This is a genomic window from Gilliamella sp. LMG 34360, assembly GCF_984568995.1.
This window is the reverse complement of record NZ_OZ474900.1, coordinates 455,000-478,693: the sequence shown is the minus strand read 5'-3', so window position 1 is coordinate 478,693 and position 23,694 is coordinate 455,000. Positions and strand designations below refer to the sequence as shown.

The 23,694-nt window shown below is 33.7% G+C and carries 21 protein-coding genes; 14 read left to right on the top strand and 7 right to left on the bottom strand.

Annotated elements, in window-relative coordinates; genetic code table 11:
• Positions 1 to 2: 2 nt before the first annotated feature.
• Entirely contained in the window at positions 3 to 413 is a 411-nt protein-coding gene (gene flgB / locus AC5LW9_RS02175) for a flagellar basal body rod protein FlgB (RefSeq protein WP_086325981.1), read from the bottom strand.
• 166 nt (positions 414 to 579) lie between these two features.
• Here flgB and flgA point away from each other — a divergent pair, with 166 nt between their 5' ends.
• From flgA to flhA, 5 genes are all read left to right on the top strand, one after another.
• Positions 580 to 1,233, top strand: coding sequence for a flagellar basal body P-ring formation chaperone FlgA (flgA, locus tag AC5LW9_RS02170; protein WP_493456253.1), 654 nt, complete (start codon positions 580 to 582; stop codon positions 1,231 to 1,233).
• Positions 1,234 to 1,306: 73 nt separating this feature from the next.
• On the top strand, positions 1,307 to 1,606 hold the full coding sequence (gene flgM / locus AC5LW9_RS02165; protein WP_039126494.1) for a flagellar biosynthesis anti-sigma factor FlgM: 300 nt from the start codon (positions 1,307 to 1,309) through the stop codon (positions 1,604 to 1,606).
• 22 nt (positions 1,607 to 1,628) lie between these two features.
• Positions 1,629 to 2,063, top strand: coding sequence for a flagella synthesis protein FlgN (locus tag AC5LW9_RS02160; RefSeq protein WP_039126497.1), 435 nt, complete (start codon positions 1,629 to 1,631; stop codon positions 2,061 to 2,063).
• 151 nt (positions 2,064 to 2,214) lie between these two features.
• On the top strand, positions 2,215 to 3,345 hold the full coding sequence (gene flhB / locus AC5LW9_RS02155) for a flagellar biosynthesis protein FlhB (RefSeq protein WP_493456252.1): 1,131 nt from the start codon (positions 2,215 to 2,217) through the stop codon (positions 3,343 to 3,345).
• 17 nt (positions 3,346 to 3,362) lie between these two features.
• On the top strand, positions 3,363 to 5,453 hold the full coding sequence (gene flhA / locus AC5LW9_RS02150; protein ID WP_039126503.1) for a flagellar biosynthesis protein FlhA: 2,091 nt from the start codon (positions 3,363 to 3,365) through the stop codon (positions 5,451 to 5,453).
• Between the two features lie 50 nt (positions 5,454 to 5,503).
• Here flhA and AC5LW9_RS02145 read toward each other — a convergent pair whose 3' ends face one another.
• From AC5LW9_RS02145 to AC5LW9_RS02135, 3 genes are all read right to left on the bottom strand, one after another.
• Positions 5,504 to 6,886 (bottom strand): NCS1 family transporter, encoded by a 1,383-nt coding sequence (locus tag AC5LW9_RS02145; protein ID WP_493456251.1) that lies wholly within the window; start codon positions 6,884 to 6,886, stop codon positions 5,504 to 5,506.
• Between the two features lie 46 nt (positions 6,887 to 6,932).
• Complete coding sequence (gene allB / locus AC5LW9_RS02140; RefSeq protein WP_493456250.1) at positions 6,933 to 8,300, bottom strand: allantoinase AllB; 1,368 nt, start codon at positions 8,298 to 8,300, stop codon at positions 6,933 to 6,935.
• A 340-nt stretch (positions 8,301 to 8,640) separates the two neighbouring features.
• On the bottom strand, positions 8,641 to 9,276 hold the full coding sequence (locus tag AC5LW9_RS02135; protein WP_493456249.1) for an NAD(P)-dependent oxidoreductase: 636 nt from the start codon (positions 9,274 to 9,276) through the stop codon (positions 8,641 to 8,643).
• 189 nt (positions 9,277 to 9,465) lie between these two features.
• Between AC5LW9_RS02135 and AC5LW9_RS02130 the strand changes: the two genes are divergently transcribed.
• Complete coding sequence (locus AC5LW9_RS02130) at positions 9,466 to 9,810, top strand: winged helix-turn-helix transcriptional regulator (RefSeq protein WP_086325988.1); 345 nt, start codon at positions 9,466 to 9,468, stop codon at positions 9,808 to 9,810.
• A gap of 46 nt (positions 9,811 to 9,856) precedes the next feature.
• Here AC5LW9_RS02130 and AC5LW9_RS02125 read toward each other — a convergent pair whose 3' ends face one another.
• Entirely contained in the window at positions 9,857 to 10,069 is a 213-nt protein-coding gene (locus AC5LW9_RS02125; RefSeq protein WP_411627547.1) for a hypothetical protein, read from the bottom strand.
• A 616-nt stretch (positions 10,070 to 10,685) separates the two neighbouring features.
• Here AC5LW9_RS02125 and treR point away from each other — a divergent pair.
• The 7 genes from treR (at position 10,686) to treC (ending at position 19,396) form a co-directional block, all read left to right on the top strand.
• Positions 10,686 to 11,654, top strand: a complete 969-nt coding sequence (gene treR / locus AC5LW9_RS02120) for a trehalose operon repressor TreR (protein ID WP_493456248.1) — start codon at positions 10,686 to 10,688, stop codon at positions 11,652 to 11,654.
• A 191-nt stretch (positions 11,655 to 11,845) separates the two neighbouring features.
• Positions 11,846 to 12,169, top strand: coding sequence for a winged helix-turn-helix transcriptional regulator (locus tag AC5LW9_RS02115; protein WP_493456247.1), 324 nt, complete (start codon positions 11,846 to 11,848; stop codon positions 12,167 to 12,169).
• Positions 12,170 to 12,364: 195 nt separating this feature from the next.
• Positions 12,365 to 14,752, top strand: coding sequence for an AAA family ATPase (locus tag AC5LW9_RS02110; protein WP_086327468.1), 2,388 nt, complete (start codon positions 12,365 to 12,367; stop codon positions 14,750 to 14,752).
• 125 nt (positions 14,753 to 14,877) lie between these two features.
• Positions 14,878 to 15,840, top strand: a complete 963-nt coding sequence (locus AC5LW9_RS02105; RefSeq protein WP_493456246.1) for a 5-methylcytosine restriction system specificity protein McrC — start codon at positions 14,878 to 14,880, stop codon at positions 15,838 to 15,840.
• Between the two features lie 37 nt (positions 15,841 to 15,877).
• Positions 15,878 to 16,048, top strand: coding sequence for a hypothetical protein (locus tag AC5LW9_RS02100; RefSeq protein ID WP_493456245.1), 171 nt, complete (start codon positions 15,878 to 15,880; stop codon positions 16,046 to 16,048).
• 174 nt (positions 16,049 to 16,222) lie between these two features.
• Positions 16,223 to 17,650: a PTS trehalose transporter subunit IIBC gene (treB, locus tag AC5LW9_RS02095; protein ID WP_493456244.1), complete on the top strand. Its 1,428-nt coding sequence runs from the start codon at positions 16,223 to 16,225 to the stop codon at positions 17,648 to 17,650.
• A 75-nt stretch (positions 17,651 to 17,725) separates the two neighbouring features.
• The gene (gene treC, locus AC5LW9_RS02090; RefSeq protein WP_493456243.1) at positions 17,726 to 19,396 is read left to right on the top strand and encodes an alpha,alpha-phosphotrehalase; all 1,671 of its coding nucleotides are present in this window, start codon (positions 17,726 to 17,728) and stop codon (positions 19,394 to 19,396) included.
• Positions 19,397 to 19,636: 240 nt separating this feature from the next.
• Here treC and AC5LW9_RS02085 read toward each other — a convergent pair whose 3' ends face one another.
• Positions 19,637 to 20,341, bottom strand: a complete 705-nt coding sequence (locus AC5LW9_RS02085) for a hypothetical protein (protein WP_039126532.1) — start codon at positions 20,339 to 20,341, stop codon at positions 19,637 to 19,639.
• A 631-nt stretch (positions 20,342 to 20,972) separates the two neighbouring features.
• Between AC5LW9_RS02085 and AC5LW9_RS02080 the strand changes: the two genes are divergently transcribed.
• Positions 20,973 to 21,398: a hypothetical protein gene (locus tag AC5LW9_RS02080; protein ID WP_039126535.1), complete on the top strand. Its 426-nt coding sequence runs from the start codon at positions 20,973 to 20,975 to the stop codon at positions 21,396 to 21,398.
• Positions 21,399 to 22,396: 998 nt separating this feature from the next.
• Here the strand turns inward: AC5LW9_RS02080 and AC5LW9_RS02075 are convergent.
• Positions 22,397 to 23,623: an RtcB family protein gene (locus AC5LW9_RS02075; RefSeq protein ID WP_493456242.1), complete on the bottom strand. Its 1,227-nt coding sequence runs from the start codon at positions 23,621 to 23,623 to the stop codon at positions 22,397 to 22,399.
• Positions 23,624 to 23,694 lie beyond the last annotated feature (71 nt).

Genomic DNA, 23,694 nt, shown 5'->3' with positions numbered 1-23,694 from the left:
AATTATCCTTGCTGTAATACTGACATCACATTTTTAAATTGTTCACTTAAAAAAGTAAGGTTACTTTGATAGTGGATACTATTATCTATAAACGCTGTACGCTCTTGATCCATCTCTACCGTGTTACCATCCGCTGAAGCTTGATAAGGTATTCGATACAGTAGATTTTGATTGATAGTCATTGAATTTGACACTTGAATATGATGATTAGAGGTAGTACGAAGTGCGATATTATTAGTATTACTTTGATTTTTTAAGGCGTTATTTAATTCTGCCTTAAAATCAATATCTCGAGCTTGATAATTAGGTGTATCACTATTAGCTATATTGGCCGCTAATATATTTTGCCGCGTTTCACGCACATTGAGCGCCTGACTGTGAAAATGAACCCAGTTATCCAATTTATCAAACATAAAATCACCCTAATTTTTTTTGATAAAAAAGATTTTAAGTGAAGCTAAAAAAAATCATCCTACAAATAACGATTAAAATTGTCCTTATTTCAACATTCAGACTTTTCATGCATAAAGTAGAATTTACTTCATAAATAATTTAGAAAAAATAATAATGATTACAATCGTGAAATTAATAATCGGTATATTTATGCTATTTAGCTGCCCTATCGTGTTAGCTAACCCGCTTAGCAAACAGGTTAAAGATCTCATCGCGCAGCAATTTAACCATAAACCAGAAGCGATAACCATTGGCTATGCCAAAGATATTCCTAAATTAAGTTGTGACACCCCCACCTTATCTTTACTTAATAAAAATAAGCCATGGGGCAATATGACCATCAGTGTGCAATGTGAAAATAAAAAAAGGTTTATGCAAATTTATGTTGCCGTTAGCGGACATTATCTTATTGCTAAACAACCTATAACGGCAGGCTCTGTTATCACTGAAGATTTGCTAGATTTAAAATTTGGTTGGTTAGATAAACTCCCCTCTTCAGTGATTTTAAATAAATCTGATGCCATTAATCATATTGCTTCACGCAATATCAATCAGAATGAAACCATAAAAACGGCAATACTCCAAAAAATTTGGCTGGTTAAAGTCGGTCAAATGGTTAAGGTTATTATTGATGGCGAAGATTACCAAGTAACGACAAATGGTAAAGCGCTCAATAATGCCATATTAGACGATAAAATCAGTGTTAAACTTAGTTCCGGTAATATTGTTGAGGGGATATTAACAAACCAAGGTGTAATAATTTTCAACAAAAAATACTAATGATTTTTCTATTATTGCCGATAATAGGACTAAACAAATTATATAAAAACGTAAATATGATTAAAGGTACTTTATGAGCATTGATGCAACAAAATCTATTACCGCCATATCAGGACTTATTAGTCGTGATGCAATTACTGAGCAACAAAAAAATCAGACAGCGGTAATACCTGCCCAAAATGATACCAAAGTAAGTGCTAATGTGAACCTATCACAAAATGCAAGGACACTATTACGCACGACCAGCAATGATATTGACGTAAAAAAAATAGAAAAAATAAAACAAGCCATTGCCGATGGTTCATTAGTGATTGATTCACAAAAAATTGCTAAAGAACTCATTGAGCAAATACTACAAAACATTGAAAAATAATGAAAATTTAAGGAATGCAAACATGTTAGAATTAGAGGATATTTTAAATAACGTAACAAAAATGTTACAAACTCTCTCTGAAATTCTGCAAACAGAACAACAAATACTAATTGATAATAAGTTAATCAATCAATTACCTGATATTATCGATAGAAAAAGTCAGTTACTTATTGAGTTAAAATTATTGGATGAAAAACGAGTTAAATTAAGCCAAAAACTGAATATGCAACCACCATATAGTGAAAATCCAACGGTTGCTGCTCAATGGCAATCAATTACCGATACCACCAAGTTATTGGCAAACATTAATCGTGATAATGGTTTGATTATTGAAAATCGTATGAACATGACAGAACAATCAATTAATTATCTTAAAAATTTAAATAATCCAGCAGTTTATACAAATAATGGCTATCAGCAAACCGAAGTTATTTCATCTAAAAGAGCGAAAGTTTAAAATTAGAAGAAACAAACTATTGATATTGAAAACCATTAAACGAGATAAATACCCCATAAATCATCGCCTTTTCAAAGCAATAATTCTTAAGTAATAAGTTCATACTGTTAACATGCAAAAACGCGTTTAACAGTATAATTTTATTTTCGCCATGGCTAATGATAGTGATCTAGATAAAAGCGAACAACCCACGGATAGCAAAATAAAAAAGGCTAAGGAAAAGGGGCAAATACCACGATCTCGAGAATTAACTTCGCTGTTTATTCTGTTAATCGGTATTTCACTACTTTTAGTAATCGGACCTTATACCATTAATCAATTGATCACCATTATAAAAATGGCGATCAAAGTATCACACTCACCAAAAGATGACTCATTAACCATTTTATATTTAGTTAATTTGGTTACAGCGGGTATTTGGTCTATTGTGCCCATTCTCATAGGGTTGGCCATTACAGCCATATTTGCTCCCCTTGCTATCGGGGGATTGCTTTTTAGCCTACAATCCATTAAACCAAATTTTTCAAAACTTAACCCTATTGCTGGGTTTGGTCGGCTATTTAGCATTAGAATTTTTTCGGAACTACTTAAAAGCGTACTTAAAGTTATATTGATTGCAACAACGGTTGCCCTATTTTTGTTGCATTATTTTCCAAATATACTTTCCTTGCCCAATATGTATTTAAATAATGCATTAACCAATGCAATACAGTTAATCATTATTTGTGGAATATTAAGTGTATTATCTTTAATACCAATGGTGGGATTTGATATTTTTTATCAAATTTGGAGTAATTTAAAAAAATTAAAAATGTCCAAACAAGAGATAAAAGATGAGTTTAAAGAACAAGAAGGTGATCCGCAAATAAAAGGACGCATTCGACAAATGCAACAAGCGGTAGCTAGACGTCGAATGATGAAAGATGTCACTAAAGCCAATGTTATCGTAACTAACCCAACCCACTACGCCGTTGCCCTACAATATGATGAAAAAATCATGGCAGCGCCAAAATTATTGGCGAAAGGTACGGACAAAATTGCGCAACGTATTAAAGAAATAGCAAGCGAACATAATATCCCTTTATTAGAAGCACCGCCATTAGCTCGTGCTTTATATCATCATGGTGAAATTGGCGAAACGATTCCAACCGAGCTCTATACTGCTGTCGCACAAATTTTAGCTTGGGTTTATCAGTTAAAACGTTGGCATAAATATGGTGGTGACAAGCCATTAGCGCCGAATAATTTACCTGTACCTGAATCGCTATCCCAAAATAAATAACAGTAATTACTAATTTTATGATTAAATCAAAGCTACAGACATTATTATCATTTAATAATTTAAAAAACGGTCAATATCAAATTTTAGCAGGTCCAATACTCATATTATTGATTCTGTCGATGATGGTATTACCTTTGCCAGCATTTATTTTAGACCTCTTTTTTACATTTAATATTGCCTTATCCATTATTATTTTAATTGTAGCTTTATTCACTAAAAGAGTGCTTGATTTTGCGGCATTTCCAACGGTTTTATTATTTGCTACTTTATTGCGCTTATCGCTTAATGTTGCCTCGACACGAGTAGTATTATTAAAAGGTCATACGGGTAGTGATGCCGCAGGGCGAGTGATTGAAGCATTCGGCCATTTTTTAGTTGGCGGAAATTTTGCAATTGGTATCGTGGTCTTTATTATTCTGGTCATCATTAACTTCATGGTTATTACCAAAGGTGCGGGGCGAATTGCTGAAGTGGGCGCTCGCTTTGCATTAGATGGTATGCCGGGTAAACAAATGGCCATTGATGCGGATCTTAATGCTGGATTAATCGGTGAAGATGAAGCTAAAGCACGAAGAGCAGAAGTGACCCAAGAAGCCGATTTTTACGGCTCAATGGATGGTGCCAGTAAATTTGTACGCGGTGATGCTATTGCGGGTTTACTCATTATGGCAATTACCATTATTGGTGGCTTATTAGTCGGTGTTATGCAACATGGCATGACCTTTGCTGATGCAAGCCACACTTATGTGTTATTAACAATTGGTGATGGCTTAGTTGCACAAATCCCATCATTAATTATTTCAACCGCAGCAGGTGTTATTGTAACTCGAGTCAGCTCACAAGATAGCATCAGTGAGCAAATGCTTAACCAGCTATTTAATAGCCCTAAAGTATTAATTTTAACAGCGGTTGTAATTGGTTTACTTGGATTGATTCCGGGCATGCCCAATATTGTATTTTTAATGTTCACAGGTTTTTTAACCGTACTGGCATGGTGGCTAAACAAACATAAAAGTGCTGAACCGCAAAACACCACAAAAGCCACAGAGATGCCCGCTACTGCACCAGCAAATTTAGAGGCAACGTGGTCAGATGTAAATATTGAAGATATTTTAGCTATGGAAGTCGGATACGGACTTATCCCAATGGTTGATCAAACACAGAACGGCGAATTATTAGGTAAAATTCGTAGTTTACGCAAAAAATTTGCTCAAACACTCGGCTTTTTACCGCCTCAAGTGCATATTCGCGATAATCTTTCATTAGCGCCTTATCAATATAAAATCTTTATCAAAGGCGGTGAGATTGGCAAAGGTGAAATTGTTAATAACAAATGGTTAGCCATTAATCCTGGTAATGTAACTGAAACCATTAAAGGCACACCAACGATTGAACCTGCTTTTGGATTACCTGCTATTTGGATCGATAAAAATGATAAAGAAAATGCGCAGATATTAGGTTATACCGTTGTTGATACCAGTACCATGATTGCAACGCACTTTAATCACTTGTTACAACAATTTGCGAGCGATTTACTTGGTCGATTAGAAACGCAAGAACTACTCGATCGAATTAAGCAAGAAGTACCGAAACTTGTTGAAGATTTTATTCCGGGCGTTATAACCTTAACAACGTTTCATAAAATATTGCAAAATTTGATTGCTGAAAAAGTCTCTATTCGTGATATGCGCACCATTATAGAAACCATTTGTGAGCATGCACCCACTCAGAATGATGCTTACCAATTACTTAGCATGATCAGAATTGCTTTAGGACGCGTTATCACACAACAATGGTTTTCTGATAGTGAGCAAATCAATGTGATCTGTTTAAATATCAATTTAGAACGATTGTTATTACAAACGCTACAAAATACCAGTAATTTCGAGCCCGGGTTAGCAGAACACCTCATTCAACAACTACAACAAGCTCTTCATCAACAAGAAGCAATTGGTGCTCCGCCTGTTTTATTGGTTAATCACTCATTACGAGCAATGCTTGCACAATTTTTAAGACCTAATTTTCCTCAATTAGCGGTATTGTCAAATTTAGAAATTCCAAATAATCGAGAGATCAAAGTAACCTGTCAAATTGGCAGCGAAACGTAATATAACAATAGGACAGTTAAAGAGCAGTTTTGCTTGCTATTTTAAACTCTCTATCTCTTTTCAAAGATCGTCCCTTTTTTGAAAAGAGATTGCTTAAACGCGTATTTGGTTAATAAGATATAACTTATTCCACCAACAAAAAAACCGACAACCCACGATAAACTTACTTCATAAAATGCCGCTGCAGAACCAATCAGCATCGCTAAAATAGCAGCAGGGTTATAACCTGCAAACTGGCCTTTATTATCGTATAAGGCATTTATATTAATTTGTTGACGACGTAATAGATAATATTCCACCAATAATATCGCAACAATGGGGCCCAAAAATGCGGAGTAAATGAGAATAAATAACCCTAATCCTTGTGCTGATGTATCTTGCACTAAAATCCAAGGGAAAGAAGCAATCGCTAATAACCCGGTAATGGTTACCGCCAATTTATAATTGGCTTTAGTTAACAGAGTAATCACATAGGCTGGAGGAATAATGTTAGCGACAATATTTACCGCAATAGTTCCTAACACAATAAAAGTTGATACGACCAGAGTGATATAGGCATTATCGACCACAATTGCAAAGGCTTTCACTGGATTGGAGTTACCTGTGACAGATGCCAACATCACCCCAATCGTAATAATAAATCCATAAGCAATAAAAATCGGTAGAAAATAGAGTAATCCTCGTTTACGATTGCTAAAGCCTGATTTAAGTTCTCGAGAATAATCGGCCGCACTAAGAAAAATTGCGGCATAGTTGCCTAAAAACATCATAATAAAGCCATAAAAAGGCAGTCCCCAAGTTCCTTCAGGTTTTACCCATTTATCTATAATAATAGCTTGATGATTATTGAGTAATAGAATAAAGACATAAATTAATGCACAAATAATAACCACTGAAATTAAGGTTTCAACCCACTTTATGGCATGAAATCCATAGAGCGAGAGGGCGATTTGGAAAAACTGCAAAACAAGAAAACAGATAAATACCTGATTAAATTCGCCATTAGACAATATTTTGATAATCTCATTAAGTGCTGTTGCACCAATCCAGCTTTGAAAGCCATACCAGACAATAGCAGGAATACCACGCAGCAACGATGAGATAATGGCTCCTTTTATTCCAAATGACATTCGCAGTTGCACGACATAAGGAATTCCAGTGCGATACCCTAACCGATCATTAAAGACAAAAATTGTGGTAATAATTAATATTGCTATGAATGTTGCAACGAAAGTTTGAAAAATATTCATCGTAGCAACGCCCGCAACGACCAAGCTTGCACCTAAAGTCATATTACCCAAATTCATACCATCACCGATCCACATAAACGCATAGGTAAAACAATTCATGGTTCGATCTTTGTTGTCTTTAGGTAGTAATGATCTGTCAATGGTTAGTGAATCAGATGATGACTGCTTTGTGTGATTTTTCATAATCCTATCCCTTAATTACCTGAATTTTTTTATTATGTCTTTATGATTAACGGCGAATAAATGTCCCTCTTGGCGTTAAATCAATACCAGAATCAATCTGATAAATGGTCTTTCCTCGTAACAATGTTTGAATGACTTGTGCACCAATTTCCCTACCCACATAAGGACTAAATTTATTGCGATATTCAAGATCTTGTTCTTTTAATACATAGTGTGAATGAGGTTTTATAAAGATGAGATCGGCATCTTTACCAACTTGAATTGATCCTTTGGTGGGTAAGTTGTATCGTTCGGCGGGATTTTTGGCGATGATATCGGCAAACTGCTTTAATGACATCCCACGTTTTTGTACCGCTTCATCAAAAAAGATATCCACATTATTTTGAACACCAGAAATTCCGCCCCAAGCATCAAACGCATTGGTTTTATTTTTTAAGTCATAAGTACAAGGTGAATGGTCAGATACGGCGGTAATAATGTGTCCAGCAAAAAGGTATTTCCATAATCCGTCTTGAGCTTGCTGATCGCGGATTGGCGGTGAACATTTCGCAATAGGTCCAATCGCATCTAATTGATCGGTAGTGAAATAGAGGTAATGGATACACGTTTCACACGTCACATTCACGCCTTCTTGACGAGCTTTGATCACCTCCTCAACCCCTTCGGGGCAAGCCACATGGCAAATGTGAATCGGGCAACCCGTTTGCTTAGCAAAAAAGATGGCTCGACGAATGGCTTCGACTTCAGTAAATACCGGACGAGTTGCTACATATTGTGATAATTTGCTTTCCCCTCGTGCTTTGGCTTGTTGCCCTAATATATCTGTAATGGCAGCATTTTCTGCATGGATGGCTAACACTTTACCAGTCTTAGCAATTTGGCGCATCCCTTCCCACAATGCATAATCATTTACATTAGCAAAATCGCCGTCAAGATTTGGATCGCCACAGGTCGCCATAAAGCATTTAAAGGCAGCGACCCCTTCTGCAACTTGTTCAGCAATACCATTATTGGTTAAATTGTAAGGAACCAAGCCACCATAAGAAGCAACATCGACATAAAGTTTTCCGTCTCCAGCAGCATATTTTTGACGAAGTGTTTCACCGCTCGTTGTGGCAGGAAGTTGATTAAGTGGCATTTCAACAAAGGTGGTAACCCCCCCTTTTGCACATGCTTTGGTTCCTGTGACATAGCCTTCCCATTCATGACGAACGCCACCAGGTTCACTAATATGCACATGAACATCGACCATACCAGGACTAACAATTAAACCATGAGCATCAATAGTTTGATCGGCTTGCCCTAAATCAGGGCCAATAGCTGCAATTTTGCCGTTTTTTATGGCAATGTCGGTATGTGTTTCACCAGATTCGAGAATGACAATACCATTTTTTATGATTAGATCGTATTGCATAACAGTTTTCCCAAGTTAAATAATAACAAATAAAAAACAGTACAATTAATACAACTATGAAAGATTGATAAGAATATGAATGCAATTAACATGCCAATGGATCAAGTATTAAGCATCACGATGATAGTTTGATAATTTCGATTAGTGATGCACTAAAATGATCCAACGACGGATAGCAATATTATTTTTTGCTACATTTTTGGAAATTAGAATATGATTGGATATTAGAATAGATAAAAGTCATCAAAAATTTTTGATATGTGCGGATTAAATTAATCGCCTTACATATAACATAGCGATTTGATTATAGACTATCTTAATGTAAGGCTTAAAAAATAGATTATTCAGCAACAACCGTAAAACGTTGTTTAGTATGTTTAGCATTTTCAGCTTCATCAACCATAGCGATGGCATAATCAGCATAGCTAATTTGGCTCTTACCTTGACTGTTAACCATAAACTGCTCACCACCAGCGGTATAATGACCTGTTCTTGCACCATCAGCAACAAATTCAATCGCTGGGCTTAAGTATGTCCAGTTAACATTGTCACATTTTTTAAGTTCATCTAACGCTTTTGCCATATTAGTTGCTAACGGTTTAAACTCTTCTGGGAATTCAGGAGTATCAACTAAACGAACAGAAAGTTCTGGATTGACATATAAACTACCTGCACCACCAACAACTAATAATCGGTTAGGTTTACCACTTAAAATATCAGTAAGATGTTTTAAGCTCGTTTGATGTAAAGGTAGTGATTCAGGTGTCCAAGTAGCAAAAGCATCAACAATAACATCAAAAGGTTTTAAATCATCATAAGTTAAATCAAACAGATCTTTAACTAACACATCAGCTTTAGGATCAACTTTAGCATCAGCTTTACGGACAATTGCAGTGACTGCATGACCACGGCTAAGCGCTTCTTTAACGATTAATGAACCTGATTTACCATTTGCACCAATTACAGCTATTTTCATTATTTACTCCTGTCATATTATTTAAGCTAGTATTCAATTTGATTCTAATATTGTCTTATAAACAAAAAAGTCTTTTGCTTAGTGAATGTTTTTAGATTAATATTCAAAGTATCTATTGTAAAGTAGGTACCGCTATGTAACATAGTATCTATCAAGAAACTATTATTGAATTTAAAGGAATTATTAGTAATGTCATTAAATGAAAAATTACCACCTTGCCCTGTTGAAACGACATTAATGTTAATGGGTGACAAATGGAAAGTCCTAATTGTTCGAGATTTACTGACTGGCACAAAACGCTTTGGTGAATTAAAAAAATCACTAAACGGTATATCACAAAAAGTCCTCACTTCACATTTACGCATTATGGAAAAAAATGGCTTAATCACCCGCAAAGTGTATCCTCAAGTGCCACCTAAAGTGGAATATACCTTAACTGAGGTTGGACAGAGCCTTAAGCAAGTACATGATGCGATGTTAGATTGGGGAAGTGTCTATAAATTAAAATATAGTGCGAGAACCAGTATAGCTTAATCTAAATTAGAAAAGGGTATATTTACCCTTTTTTAAATAAATATGATTATCTATCCAATATTTGGCAGCCAAAATAAAACTGATTTGGATTTGGATTTAGCTCTGGCATTAGATTTTTATCACGACCAATAATTATCGTATTTGCAAAAGGGTCTTCTATCGTTGGCAATGCGGTTTCTTTATAATATTCACCAATTAGGGTATCTTTTAAGTTATTTGGAATAATTTTGGTATCGATAGACTTGGCAAGTTCATCCATATTACCTTTAGCTATAGCTAAAAAGAGTGAGCCACTATTTCCCCAATATTTAATTCATGACTTTGACTGGTTGTGTAAAGTAATACTCTAAATAAATAAGCCCATCTTCATCTAAATTTTTGACAGCAATATTATGCTGTTTAAACTTTTGTACTATCTCTGGCTCTCTACCATTAATAGCATCGGCTAAAGATAATCAAGTATTTTCAAATTGAGATTCTATGGTGTGATCTTTTTCCATAGCTGACACTGATGTTGATAAATTTAAGGTAAACAGCATGCTAGCTACAAATAAAAATGGCCATTGCATTTTTTACTTTTAATAACCTAAATAACGTTGATCAATACTGATTCATTGAGCAAATCTAATTTTTTAAATGATAGCTGCCAAAAGAATAATTAATTTCAGTATGAAAAATTCTAATGTAATAATTAAAAATATTGTTAGAAACCACATTGAGTGTTTTAATTAAAAATGATATACAACAATATATTAATCTTATTTTCTGTATGAGGAATGAAGTCGTTTTTGCAAACACTTAATAGACGTCAATATCGCTATTTTCTTCAATCTATATTACTATGATTTAATTGATTTTCGTATAATGATGTGATTATGAATGAGTTTTCTAACCATTTAACCATTAAAGATATTGCCAAATTGAGTGGCGTGAGCAAGTCAACTGTTTCACGGGTTATTAATCATGATCCTATGGTTAAAGAGACCACCCGTAATAAAGTAATGGCCATCGTTGAGCAGTATCAATTTACGCCATCTAAGTCGGCAAGAGCAATGCGAGGTTATGGAAACAAAGTGATAGGCATTGTTGTTACTCGCCTTGATTCAATGTCAGAAAATCAAGCTGTCCGCACAATGTTACCTATCTTATACCAGTTTGGCTACGATCCTATTATCATTGAAAGTCAATTCAGCGTTGATAAAGTTGAAGAACATTTAACCATGTTAAAAGAGAAGCAAGCAGATGGCGTAATTATTTTTGCTTTTACCGGGCTTGAACCTTCATTATTATCATTCTGGAAAAGTAAAAGTGTCATAATGGCAAGATCGTATCCTGATTTTACCTGTGTTTGCTATGATGATATTGGAGCAGTCACAACGTTACTCAAATATTTACACCAATCAAAGCACCATCAAAAAATCGGTTTTATTGGTATTGAGCAACATGACCAAACAACCGGTGCACTACGTTATCAAGCTTATATGGATTATTGCCAGCAAAATCAAATCAGCCCAAATGCCTATTTAGGCAATTTAAGTTATCGTTCTGGCTATGAACTCGCACAATCAATTTTATCACACGCCCCCACAGCCATAATTTGTGCCACTGATGCCATCGCATTGGGCTTGAACAAATATTTACACCAGAATCGATTAGAACATATTACTGTGGCGAGCATTGGCAATAGTGAGCTACTTAATTTTCTTTTTCCTAATACGCTGACGGTTGAGCTTGGTTTTGATAAAGCGGGCACCTATGCAGCTAAAGAATTACTCTGTATGTTACAAAATAGCGCCTTAGCTAAAACCATAACCGTGCCATCCAGATTAATTTTTCAAGAATAAAATAATCCGTTAAAATTCTTTAAGTTAAATAAAAATTTGTGAGTTCAATCACAAATAGGGAACGTTCCCATTTATTATTAATCAAATTCAATTTATGCTTAACTAATATTAAAAAATAGCCAAACTATTGATAGAGCAAAAGCTAATGTTCTAATTGGAAATTGTTATTGAATTTAAAGGAATTATTAGTCATGTCATTAAATGAAAAATTACTACCTTTCCCTATCGAAACGACATTAATGTTAATGGGCGGCAAATGGAAAACCATGATTGTTCAAGATTTACTTACAAGAACAAAACGCTTTAGTGAATTAAAAAAATCAATAAACGTTATATCACAAAAAGGCCTCACTTCACATTTTCGCATTATGAAAAAAAATGGCTTAATCATCCTCAAAGTGTTTCCCCTAGTGCTACCTAAAATGGAATATACCTTAACTGGGGTTGGACAGAGCCTAAAGCAAGTACACGATGCAATGTTAGATTGGGGAAAGTTATCAATATCAAACAGTTAATTGATGAAATTATAATTACGATTTCTTATTGTAATTATATAAATTCAATATGTAATAAAATTAACTATAAATATTGTATATATTAAAATATCATCACAAATAATAATAAATAAATTATATAAATTTAAATTAACTGTTTTAGTAGAATAATTTTCAATTAGCTAATTATCAAATAAATGGATATAAGGAATCAAATTGGGCGGAGTAAATACATACTGGTTTTTAAGTGCTAAATTTAGTGGTGGCTTAGATCAAACAGAACGATTTATTAAAATGGGTATTTGGGAAAATGGTTATGAAAATAAGTTTCTAAATATAGTTCGTTCTATTTCTGTTGGTGATCAAGTTGCTATCAAATCTACTTATAATTTAAAAAATAATTTACCTTTTAATAATAAAGGGCAGCCTGTGTCCGTTATGGAAATTAAAGCCATTGGCATAGTAACTAAAAACCACCAAGACGGTAAATTATTAGAAATTGACTGGCAACAAACTAATTTAAATAAAAAATGGTACTTTTATACCAATATAGCATCTATTTGGCGTGTTAAAGATGATTTTTGGTTATCGAAACAGTTAATTGATTTTACTTTTTATGATAAACCACAAGACATAGATTATTTTCGCAATGCACCCTATTGGAAATCACGTTATGGAGATGAAAGTAATAATCAATTTTTTAGATGGATACCATTTTATGAAGAAATCGCTGATAAGCTCTCAGTTTATCATGATAAGAAAAAACGCCTTAAATTAATCTCATTTGTTAATAAACTGGCTACAGAATTTAATTTATCTTATTTACTCAATAAAGAATTAAAAGATATTTGCCCTTTCACTATTTTAGGTACTTTTAATCGAAATATTAAAGAATCCACTAGAAAAAAAATAGCAAAAAAATGGGCTACATTTCTAGATGTAAAAGAATCTATACCTAACTCTTTCGAGGGTATCCCATTGTTAAATAATCAGCTTTCTTGTTTTTTTTCTAATTCTGAAAATCAGCAGAAAGAAATTAATGATTTATGGGATTTTTATGTTGTTGCATTAAATTTTTCAAATGCCAATGAGAGTTATCAAGAGCAATTTAAACAACAATTTGATAATGTTATAGCTCAACCCTGTTGTTCTTGGCAATTAACCAATGGATTATTTTGGATTCGTCCTAATGCTTACGCGGTATTAGACAAAATATCTAAAATCTATTTATCTGATGATTTAGGCTTTATTAAAAATAAAAATCTAAGTAAAAGTTATTTTAATGGAGAGGATTATCTTAACTTACTCAATGATTTGTCAGTTCGATTTAAAGAAATTTATTTTCCTGCTCACTCTTTTCCAGAACTATATTTAACAGCTTTGCGTAAATATGAAAGCTATGTAACCAATGATGAAGAACTTTTATCTAATAATCAATGGCAAGTTGTTGTATTGCAGTTTATAAAAGAATTATGTCAAAAAAATGGAACAAATATATTTACCAGACAAGATCTACTCAATAATTACATCGAACAATTTGAAGAAAAATTTCCAAATAATAAAACCATAGGTGAATCTTTAAGCAATACTCTACAAAGGCTAAGAGAAAAAAATAATTTGTCTTTTTTGGAAAAAGGTAAATATCAATTATTAAATAATGATTTCGAAGAAGATGAAGATATTGATAATGAAAATATAATCGAACAATCAATTGTTAAGGAAATTTATAACTTAGAAGATTTAATAAAAGAAGGTTGTTTTGTAGAAGAGGAACAATTATCTAAAATAATATCCAGTTTAAATCGAAAGAAAAGCATTATATTACAAGGACCACCTGGTACAGGTAAAACTTGGCTTGCTAAGCGTCTTGCTAATATTATTGTCGGCTATAAAAATTCAAATAATATTAAAGCAATACAATTTCATCCAAATATGTCTTATGAGGATTTTATTCGTGGTTATCGTCCTTCTGGTGATGGAAGATTAGCGCTTATAGATGGTCCATTTTTAGAGATGATCAACAAAGCAAGAAATGACTCTCAATCTAATTATGTAATGGTGATCGAAGAGATTAATCGAGGTAATCCAACCCAAATTTTAGGTGAAATGTTAACTTTACTTGAAGTTGATAAACGAACACCTACAGAAGCTTTAGAATTAACTTATCGACGAGAACATGAAAATGGTATTTTCATTCCTAATAATTTATATGTGATAGGAACGATGAATCTTGCTGATCGATCACTGGCAATGGTTGATTTTGCATTGCGTCGCCGTTTTGCCTTTTTTTATTTAGCACCTAACTTTGATGAGAAATGGTTGAATTATATGATTGATAAAACCAAACTTTCTCGCAAAAGTTTAGAAAAAATTAGACATGTAATGAATAATTTAAATCAATATATTGCAAAAGAAGAAATGTTAGGAAATGCATTTACTATCGGTCATAGTTATTTAACTTGTGATAGCGTGATACCTGATGCGATGTCATGGTATAAAGATATTATTGATTCAGAAATTAAACCTTTATTAGAAGAATATTGGTTTGATGATAGCAATAAGCTTGATACTGCTTTGAAAAAGTTATTTATTAAAAATTTATAAAAAATATGGATCTTAATCATTCATCTTATACAACCATTAATAAAATACCTATAACAAATATATGGTTACTTATACTTTATGCTTCAAGACTTTATAAGGAAATAGATAAACAACAAAGAATAGCATTGGAAAAAAACCCAGAGAAAATAATAGATCTTGTTGCAAAAATTTATTTTAAAGAGGTTAATAAACGATTTCGTTCTTCATTATCTAAAGGTTATAAACCATGTAAACAGAAGTTATCGAGAATTAGAGGAAAAATTGATACTTTAGTTACAGCAAGAAAATTATTATTAGAAAAGGGTAAAGTTCAATGCTTATATAACGATTTAACAAGCAATATACCTAAAAATCAATATATTCATGCTGCTGCTCATGTTTTATTAAATCAGTTAACCGAAAATGAGTTAATTTATCAATGTAAAAAAATTATAAATCGTTTTAATGAGTTCAAAATTGAACAATCAAAAAACTATAATTATAAAGAAGATTATTTTAATCGATCTAATCGTCAAGATATTTTATTAATTTCATTGGCAAACCTTATATTTAGTTTATCTATTCCCACTGAATTATCAGGTAACTATATATTTAAAAAAATCGATAAAACAGATGCATGGTTAAGAAATTTGTTTGAAAAAGCAATAGTTGGTTTTTGTCATGTCAATTTTGATTCCTCTAAATACTCGATATTATCGAATAAAAAATTCAAATGGCCATGCACACAGTCAACAGCAAATATTGAAAAATTTATGCCTGATATGATAACTGATTTAATTATTGAAAATACAAAGAAAAATTATCGATTAATTGTTGATACAAAATGTACCTCAATTTTTTCGAAAAAAAGCCACTCATTTAAAACATCTCATCTTTATCAGCTTTATGCTTATGTAAGAAGCCAAGAACAAATTAATGATCCATTATCTTTATCGGCATCAGGAATGTTACTATATCCAACAATAAACAAATCAATAAATGAACAGGTGACAATTCAAGAACATAAATTAATTTTTTGTACTATTGATTTAACTCAAAATGCTAACTCCATTAAAAAAAATTTATTTTCTCTATTTTCTAATCTATAGCCAAGCTAAAGTACAATCTTCTTATTTAAGATTGATGTTGCAAAATCGACAAGAATGCCACTTAACTGTCATTGATATCAATCAAGATGTTGCTCCAAAAAATATCTTTCAGAATTTAGCTGAAATAATCAAACCTTATCTGTCTGAAGGTGAATATATTGATTTTATTCTAGCAAATGCGTCTTTTGGTCAGCAAGCTATTAACTGAATAACATAATTCATTAAAATTCTTTAAGTTAAATAAAAATTTGTGAGTTCAATCACAAATAGGGAACGTTCCCATTTATTATTAATCAAATTCAATTTATGCTTAATAAATATTAAAAAATAGCCAAACTATTGATAGAGCAAAAGCTAATGTTCTAATAACAAGGAGACTTTTATGGCTAAAGATTCAAAAAACCTAACCGAAGCGATAACAAAACTTATCGATTTAATAGGAGGAAAAGAGAATGTTGCCAGTGTTACCCACTGTTTAACACGATTACGGTTTGCTTTGGTCGATCCCAAAGCAGCGAATGTGGATGCCATTGAAGAACTCCCTTTTGTGAAAGGTTGTTTTAACAATGCTGGGCAATTTCAAGTCATTATTGGTACCAATGTTGATAGTTATTATAAATCGTTAATTCAACAATTAAATTTAGATGAAGCAAGCAAAGAACAAACAAAAGCGGCAGCTAAAAAGAATATGTCTCTCTTTGAAAGATTTATTTCTAATCTTGCTGAAATATTTGTGCCACTTTTACCCGCTTTAATTGCGGGTGGTTTATTGCTTGGATTGCGTAACATTATTGGTGAAATGCCAACCATTGATGATAAGCCTCTTATTCAAACTTATGCTTGGTTAGTGCCTATCTATAATATTCTTTGGCTACCTTGTGAAGCTATTTTCCACTTCTTACCGGTAGCAATTTGCTGGTCTACGGTGAAAAAAATGGGTGGATCACCTATTTTAGGAATTGTATTAGGCATCACATTAGTTTCACCACAACTGATGAATGCTTATGATCTTGGTAGCAAAATACCTGAAGTCTGGGATTTTGGTTGGTTTAGCATTGAAAAGGTTGGTTATCAAGCGCAAGTGATCCCCTCTATTTTTGCTGGTTTAGCATTAGGCTGGATTGAAACCCGTTTACGCAAAATCGTACCTGATTATTTGACGTTAGTGATTGTGCCAATTGTTGCATTATTGCTTTCTGTCTTTTTAGCTCACTTCTTGTTAGGTCCTTTCGGTCGTATGTTAGGTAATGGTATTGCCTACATCGTTAAATATTTAATGACGGGTGATTATGCTTTCATTGGATCGGCTATTTTTGGATTCTTCTATTCACCACTAGTGATTACAGGCATTCACCATACCACTTTAGCTATCGATATGCAGATGACTGAAAGTATAGGTGGAACACCGATTTGGCCGATTATCGCCTTATCCAATATTGCTCAAGCATCTGCTGTCGTGGGTATTATTTTAGTGAGTAAAAAACATAACGAACGGGAAGTTTCAGTTCCAGCGGCGATTTCCGCTTATTTAGGGGTAACTGAACCGGCAATGTATGGTATTAACTTACGCTATAAATTCCCGATGTTATGTGCCATGATTGGCGCGGCTTTGTCTGGATTGATTTGTGGTTTATTCGGGGTGTTATCTAATGGTATCGGTGTCGGTGGCTTACCGGGTATTTTATCAATAAAACCGATATATTGGTCAATTTATGCCTTAGCAATGCTTGTAGCGATTGTCGTGCCAATCTTGTTAACGGCAACCGTTTATAAAATAAAACTCAAAAAAGGCACATTAGATATTCGGTAATTATCCATTAAACGTTAACCGTTCTTACAACAGAACGGTTAAATAAAATCTTAAATTAACCATGAAGAGCAGACAATGAATAAAATTGATATCCCTTGGTGGCAAAACGGCACCATTTACCAAATCTATCCAAAAAGCTTTCAAGCCAGCCAAGACAGTTCTACAGGCGATCTGTTAGGTATCATCAGCCGATTAGATTATCTAAAAAAACTCGGCATTAGCGCAATTTGGTTAACGCCAATTTACCCATCACCACAAATTGATAATGGTTATGATGTTGCCGATTATTACGATATTGATCCAGCTTATGGCTCAATGGCGGATTTTGAGTTATTAGTCAAACAGGCGCATGAGCGCGGGATCCGTATTATGATGGATATGGTGTTTAACCATACCTCGACCGAGCATCCATGGTTTAAATCAGCCTTAGATAAATCCAGCCCTTATCGCTCATTTTATATCTGGAAAGATGCTAAAGCTGACGGCAGTGAACCCAATAACTGGCGCTCCAAATTTGGCGGTAAAGCGTGGCAATGGCATGAACAATCAGGGCAGTATTATTTACACTTATTTGCCAAAGAGCAGGCTGACCTTAATTGGGAAAATCCTCAAGTTCGCTTTGAAATTAAAAAAGTGTGTCAGTTTTGGTCAGATAAAGGCGTGGATGCTTTAAGGCTAGATGTGATTAATTTAGTCTCCAAACAGCAAGATTTTGCCGATGATAAAAACGGAGATGGTCGCTGCTTCTACACGGATGGGCCTAAAATCCACGAATTCTTACAAGAAATGAGCCGTGATGCCTTTCAACCTAATGATCTTAAAACCGTGGGTGAAATGTCTTCGACTACATTAGGAAACTGCTTAAAATATGCCTCGTTAGACGGAAAAGAGCTAACCATGACATTTAATTTCCACCATTTAAAAGTCGATTATCCAAATGGTTATAAATGGGGATTAGCCAAACCTGATCTGCTCGAGTTAAAAAATATTATGGGCGAGTGGCAAAAAGGGATGCATGATAAAGCTTGGAATGCCATTTTCTGGTGTAATCACGACCAACCGCGAATTGTGTCGCGTTTAGGCAATGAAAGCCAATATCACAGAGAATCTGCCAAAATGCTTGCCATGTTGCTATATGGATTACAAGGTACGCCGTATCTTTATCAAGGTGAAGAGATCGGCATGACCAATCCGCATTTTAATAATATTGATCAATATCGTGATGTTGAAAGTCTAAATATCTACCACGAAAAAATAGCCGAAGGTATGGATGAAGCAGAAATTTTAGCAATATTAGCGAGCAAATCACGCGACAACAGCCGAACGCCAATGCAGTGGGATAATAGCTTAAATGCCGGTTTCACTAAGGGTCAACCATGGATCGAAGTGGCAAGTAATTATCAACAAATCAATGTCAAAGCCGCACTTGAAGATCCCGATTCTATCTTTTATTGCTACCAAGCATTAATTAAATTACGCCAAGAACACCCTATATTCATTTTTGGTGATTACCAAGATTTGACCGCAAATATTACCGATTATTGGTGCTATGTGCGTAGTTGGAATAATCAGAAATTATTGGTGATAGTGAATTTGACCGATAAACAGGTTAAATGGCCATTGCCAAAAGAGTTACTGACACTTAAATGGCAACCACTGCTAAGTAATTATGCAAATAAAACCACACTTGCATCTGAAATAACATTAAGACCTTATGAAGCGATGTATCTATTAAAAAAGGAATGATTAACCAATCATCCAATTTTTAACAATAGAGAGTTATAAAAGCGTGATCCACAAAAGATCACGCTTTTTAATATCATTATTTTGCCAACATCCAACTGATAAAATTCCGTTCACATCTAACCCCACACTGTAAACACTCTTAAAAGTTAAATTTAGAATAGAATTCACAATGAAACGGTATAGACTCCTGAATATTTTTTACAAGCAGTATGAATCATTAACTCTATTTAAGCTAAAATGCTATCCGTCGGTTTTAACCTCTAACCATGTTTGACGGTAACGTTGGCGACGCTTGACTTGGCAGTAGTTTGCCAATGCCGCAAATCCTTGATGCGCCATTAGCCAAATAAAGTAGAGTTGCCACTTAGCTGCAGTATCAACACTAATACCTAACTTCTGATGAATCGTTTTGCAAGATTCACCTTCCATCAATAGATCAATACAAGGCAACCACAAATGACAATGAGATAACTTATTAAGATGATGTGCTTTTAATGGATTAAACGTACGTCGACATGATCGACACCGAAAATTAAGGCGGTGACCGATACGAACGGTGTTCATCGATGTACAATGGGCACAAGGCATAACAGAGGTATTAAGTAGATCCGTGATCCATGACTTAAAGGCCTGAGCTTGTCGGATCACACCTTTAGGTACAGTCTTTTCAAGATTAAGTATTGTTTGATAAAGGGATGGTTCATGTAATGCGAGCAATTGCCTAATCACATTATTTCGCCTAAGTACAACTCGGGGCGAAAGACCAAGCTCATTGGCAATCAAACTATGAGGCTGAGCAATTAACGTCCATGGTGCAATGTCAATAAACAATGAAAAAGGCTTAAGGCGTTGGCATAACGGACTACTTGCAATTAATTCTGGTAACTGCCTCAAAAATCGATTAGCGACAGAATGCTGCTTAACAGGTAAAATTTCTCGATACATCGTTACCTCCTTATAACGGACAAACTCCTGTATAGATTTTATAAATAATATAATCTAAAAAATGAACAGTTGGTATTTTTTATACTAATATTTATGGGCTAATTTACCATTATCAAGCGATGGAATTAAATTAGAACCGTTTAACCAGTTTTTTCAAATAACAATTATTATGAAAATAACCTGATTATATGAAATAGACACTTAATTACTAGTAAAGCTAACTTACTTATTTTATTAATAAATTTTCACAAGTTTAAGGTTGTTTTTTTATATCTGTTTCATATAATTATAATAGAACTGTTCAAATAAGCAACAAAGGCGTAGTAATGAGTAAGCAAATAGCGATTATTGGTGATATGACCACCACTGGAGGCAGAATTATTTCAGGCTCCGAGGACAGTTTTAATGGAAATCAAAGTATAGCTTGCATTGGTGATTATGCTTAACACGTCAGCAAGCCATTAATATTGAACAACGAGTAATTAATGGAGATTATGCGACTCGAACTCTCCCATATTGTGCATGGGCGGTTTCATCAGTATTAGATGAATATGGATTAGACGAGCTTTATTTTTTTCCTGGCTCTTTAGAAGATGCGGTTAAAGAAATTGAAGAGAAAAAGGATTATCCAATGAAAACCATTAATCTATTTATCATAGTGTTATTTAATCTTATCGGAGGATTACTGAGTTACTCGTGGTGTTATCGACTATTTATTAGAAAATACAGCACGCCAGAATTAAATTATTTAGTATTTTATGGTGTGTGTTATTTCTGCCTTATTCTTATTTCAATCTGGATATTAAATAAAATAAAAAAACCTTTTGGATTGTTAAGTATCGGCGCAATTATTGGGATTGTAATTACTTTTATCTCATGGATGATTACACCTTTTATTTTAGGTAATTATCAAGGATCGGCTCTAAATATTGAGGCTTTTTTTGGATATTTGTTTATAACCTCACTTATGACCCTCAATTTTATTATCTATCCAGTAACTTTATTATGTTGCCATTACTCGTTTTTATGGATTGAAAAAAGAGTTAAAAAGACTTAAGGGAAAAATTAATCAATGAAAACCATTAATCTATTTATTATAGTATTGTTTAATTTTATCGGAGGATTACTGAGTTACCAGTGGTGTTATCGATTATTTATTAGAAAATACAGCACGCCTGAATCGCTGTATTTAATATTTTATGGAATGTGTTATTTCAGTTTTATACTAATTGCATTTTTTATATTAAATAAAGTTAATCGGCCTGTTATATTATTGGTTTCAGGTGTTCTCATCGCTGTCTTAATTAGTTTTATTTCATGGATTGTTAATCCATTCATTTTATTTGTTAATGCGCGCCAATATTTAGAATTCGATCTCTATGATTTATTTATGTCATCACTTATAACCCTGAATTTTATTATCTATCCAGTAATTTTATTATGTTGTCATTACTCGTTTTTATGGATTGAAAAAAGAGTTGAAAAGACTTAAGAGAAAAATTAATCAATGAAAACCATTAATCTATTTATTATAGTTTTGTTTAATTTTATCGGAGGATTACTGAGTTACTCGTGGTGTTATCGATTATTTATCAGAAAATACAGCACGCCAGAATTATATTATTTAGTATTTTATGGTGTGTGTTATTTCTGCCTTATTCTTATTTCAATCTGGATATTAAATAAAATAAAAAAAACTTTTGGATTGATAAGTATCGGCGTAATTATTGGGATTGTCGTTACTTTTATCTCATGGATAGTTGCACATTTTATTTTAGGTATTTATCAAGGATTGGCTCTAAATATTAAGGTTTTTTTACCATATTTGTTTATAACTTCACTTATCACCCTCAATTTTATTATCTATCCAGTAACTTTATTATGTTGCCATTACTCGTTTCGGTGTATTGAAAAAATGGCTAAAAATAGAAACGTTTAAATTTGCAATAAATAACATTGAGTTAAATTTATTAGAAACAAAGTAATGATTGATATAATCAATCATTACCCTACTATTTTTATCATGACTATCGAGGATAAACTCCTCGATCGGATTTATCCTTTCACACACACCACTTGTCGTAGTTGATGCATAATTTCAACCAGTTCACTTTGAGCGGTCATCACCGCATCAATATCTTTATAGGCCATTGGGATTTCGTCGATCACATCAGCATCTTTTCGACATTCAACGTGCGCAGTGGCTTTCATTTGGTCTTCAATAGTGAACATTCTTTTGGCTGCAGATCGGCTCATCACTCGCCCTGCCCCATGAGAACAAGAGCAAAAACTCTCTTCATTCCCTAATCCGCGAACAATGTAGCTTTTCGCACCCATCGATCCAGGAATAATCCCTAATTCCCCTTTACGGGCCGATACCGCCCCTTTACGCGTCACAAACACATTTTGCCCAAAATGATGCTCTTTTTGCACATAGTTATGATGACAATTTACGGATTGTATATAACTGGTGAACTCAATATTTAACGTATTTCTAATCGCCATAATAGTGTTATGCATCATAATTTCACGATTTAAACGAGCAAACTCTTGCGCCCAATTTACCGCCATAAGATAATCCTCAAAATGTTCAGTCCCTTCAACAAAGTAAGCTAGATCATTATTTGGTAAATATTTATCGATAAAGTAAGTTTCCATATCTTTTTTGGCTAGTTTAATAAAAAATTCACCGATAGCATTACCGACCCCACGTGAACCACTATGTAACATAATCCACACTTGTTGATTTTCATCTAAACACACTTCAATAAAGTGATTACCGGTTCCTAGTGTTCCTAAATGACAGTAATTATTTGTTTTTAAGAAACACGGATATTTTTCGGTTAATTTCTCAAATCCCGGTAAAAGTTGTTGCCAATATTGATCGACAATTGCTGGCGCATCTTGCCAACTTCCCTGATCTTGACCCATATTTTTAGGCGTTGAACCATGTGGCACGTTTTTTTCAATCGCTAAACGTAAAGGCGCGAGATCATCAGGTAAATCAGACGCAGTTAGTGATGTTTGCACAGCCATCATTCCACAACCAATATCCACCCCAACTGCTGCTGGAATAACAGCGCCCAGAGTAGGAATAACACTCCCGATTGTTGATCCTTTACCCACATGAACATCAGGCATTACGGCAATGTGTTTAAATATAAATGGCAATTGTGCTGTTTTTAGTAATTGTTCTTTGGCTTCTTGCTCGACTGGCACGCCTTTAGTCCACATTTTTACTGGTCTTGAATTTTCATTTTTTATTACTTCATATTGAATCATTTTTATCTTCCTTTTAAATCTGGGTAAAATGCACTCCGCCAGTGGTAATATCTTTATATTGGTTAGATCGC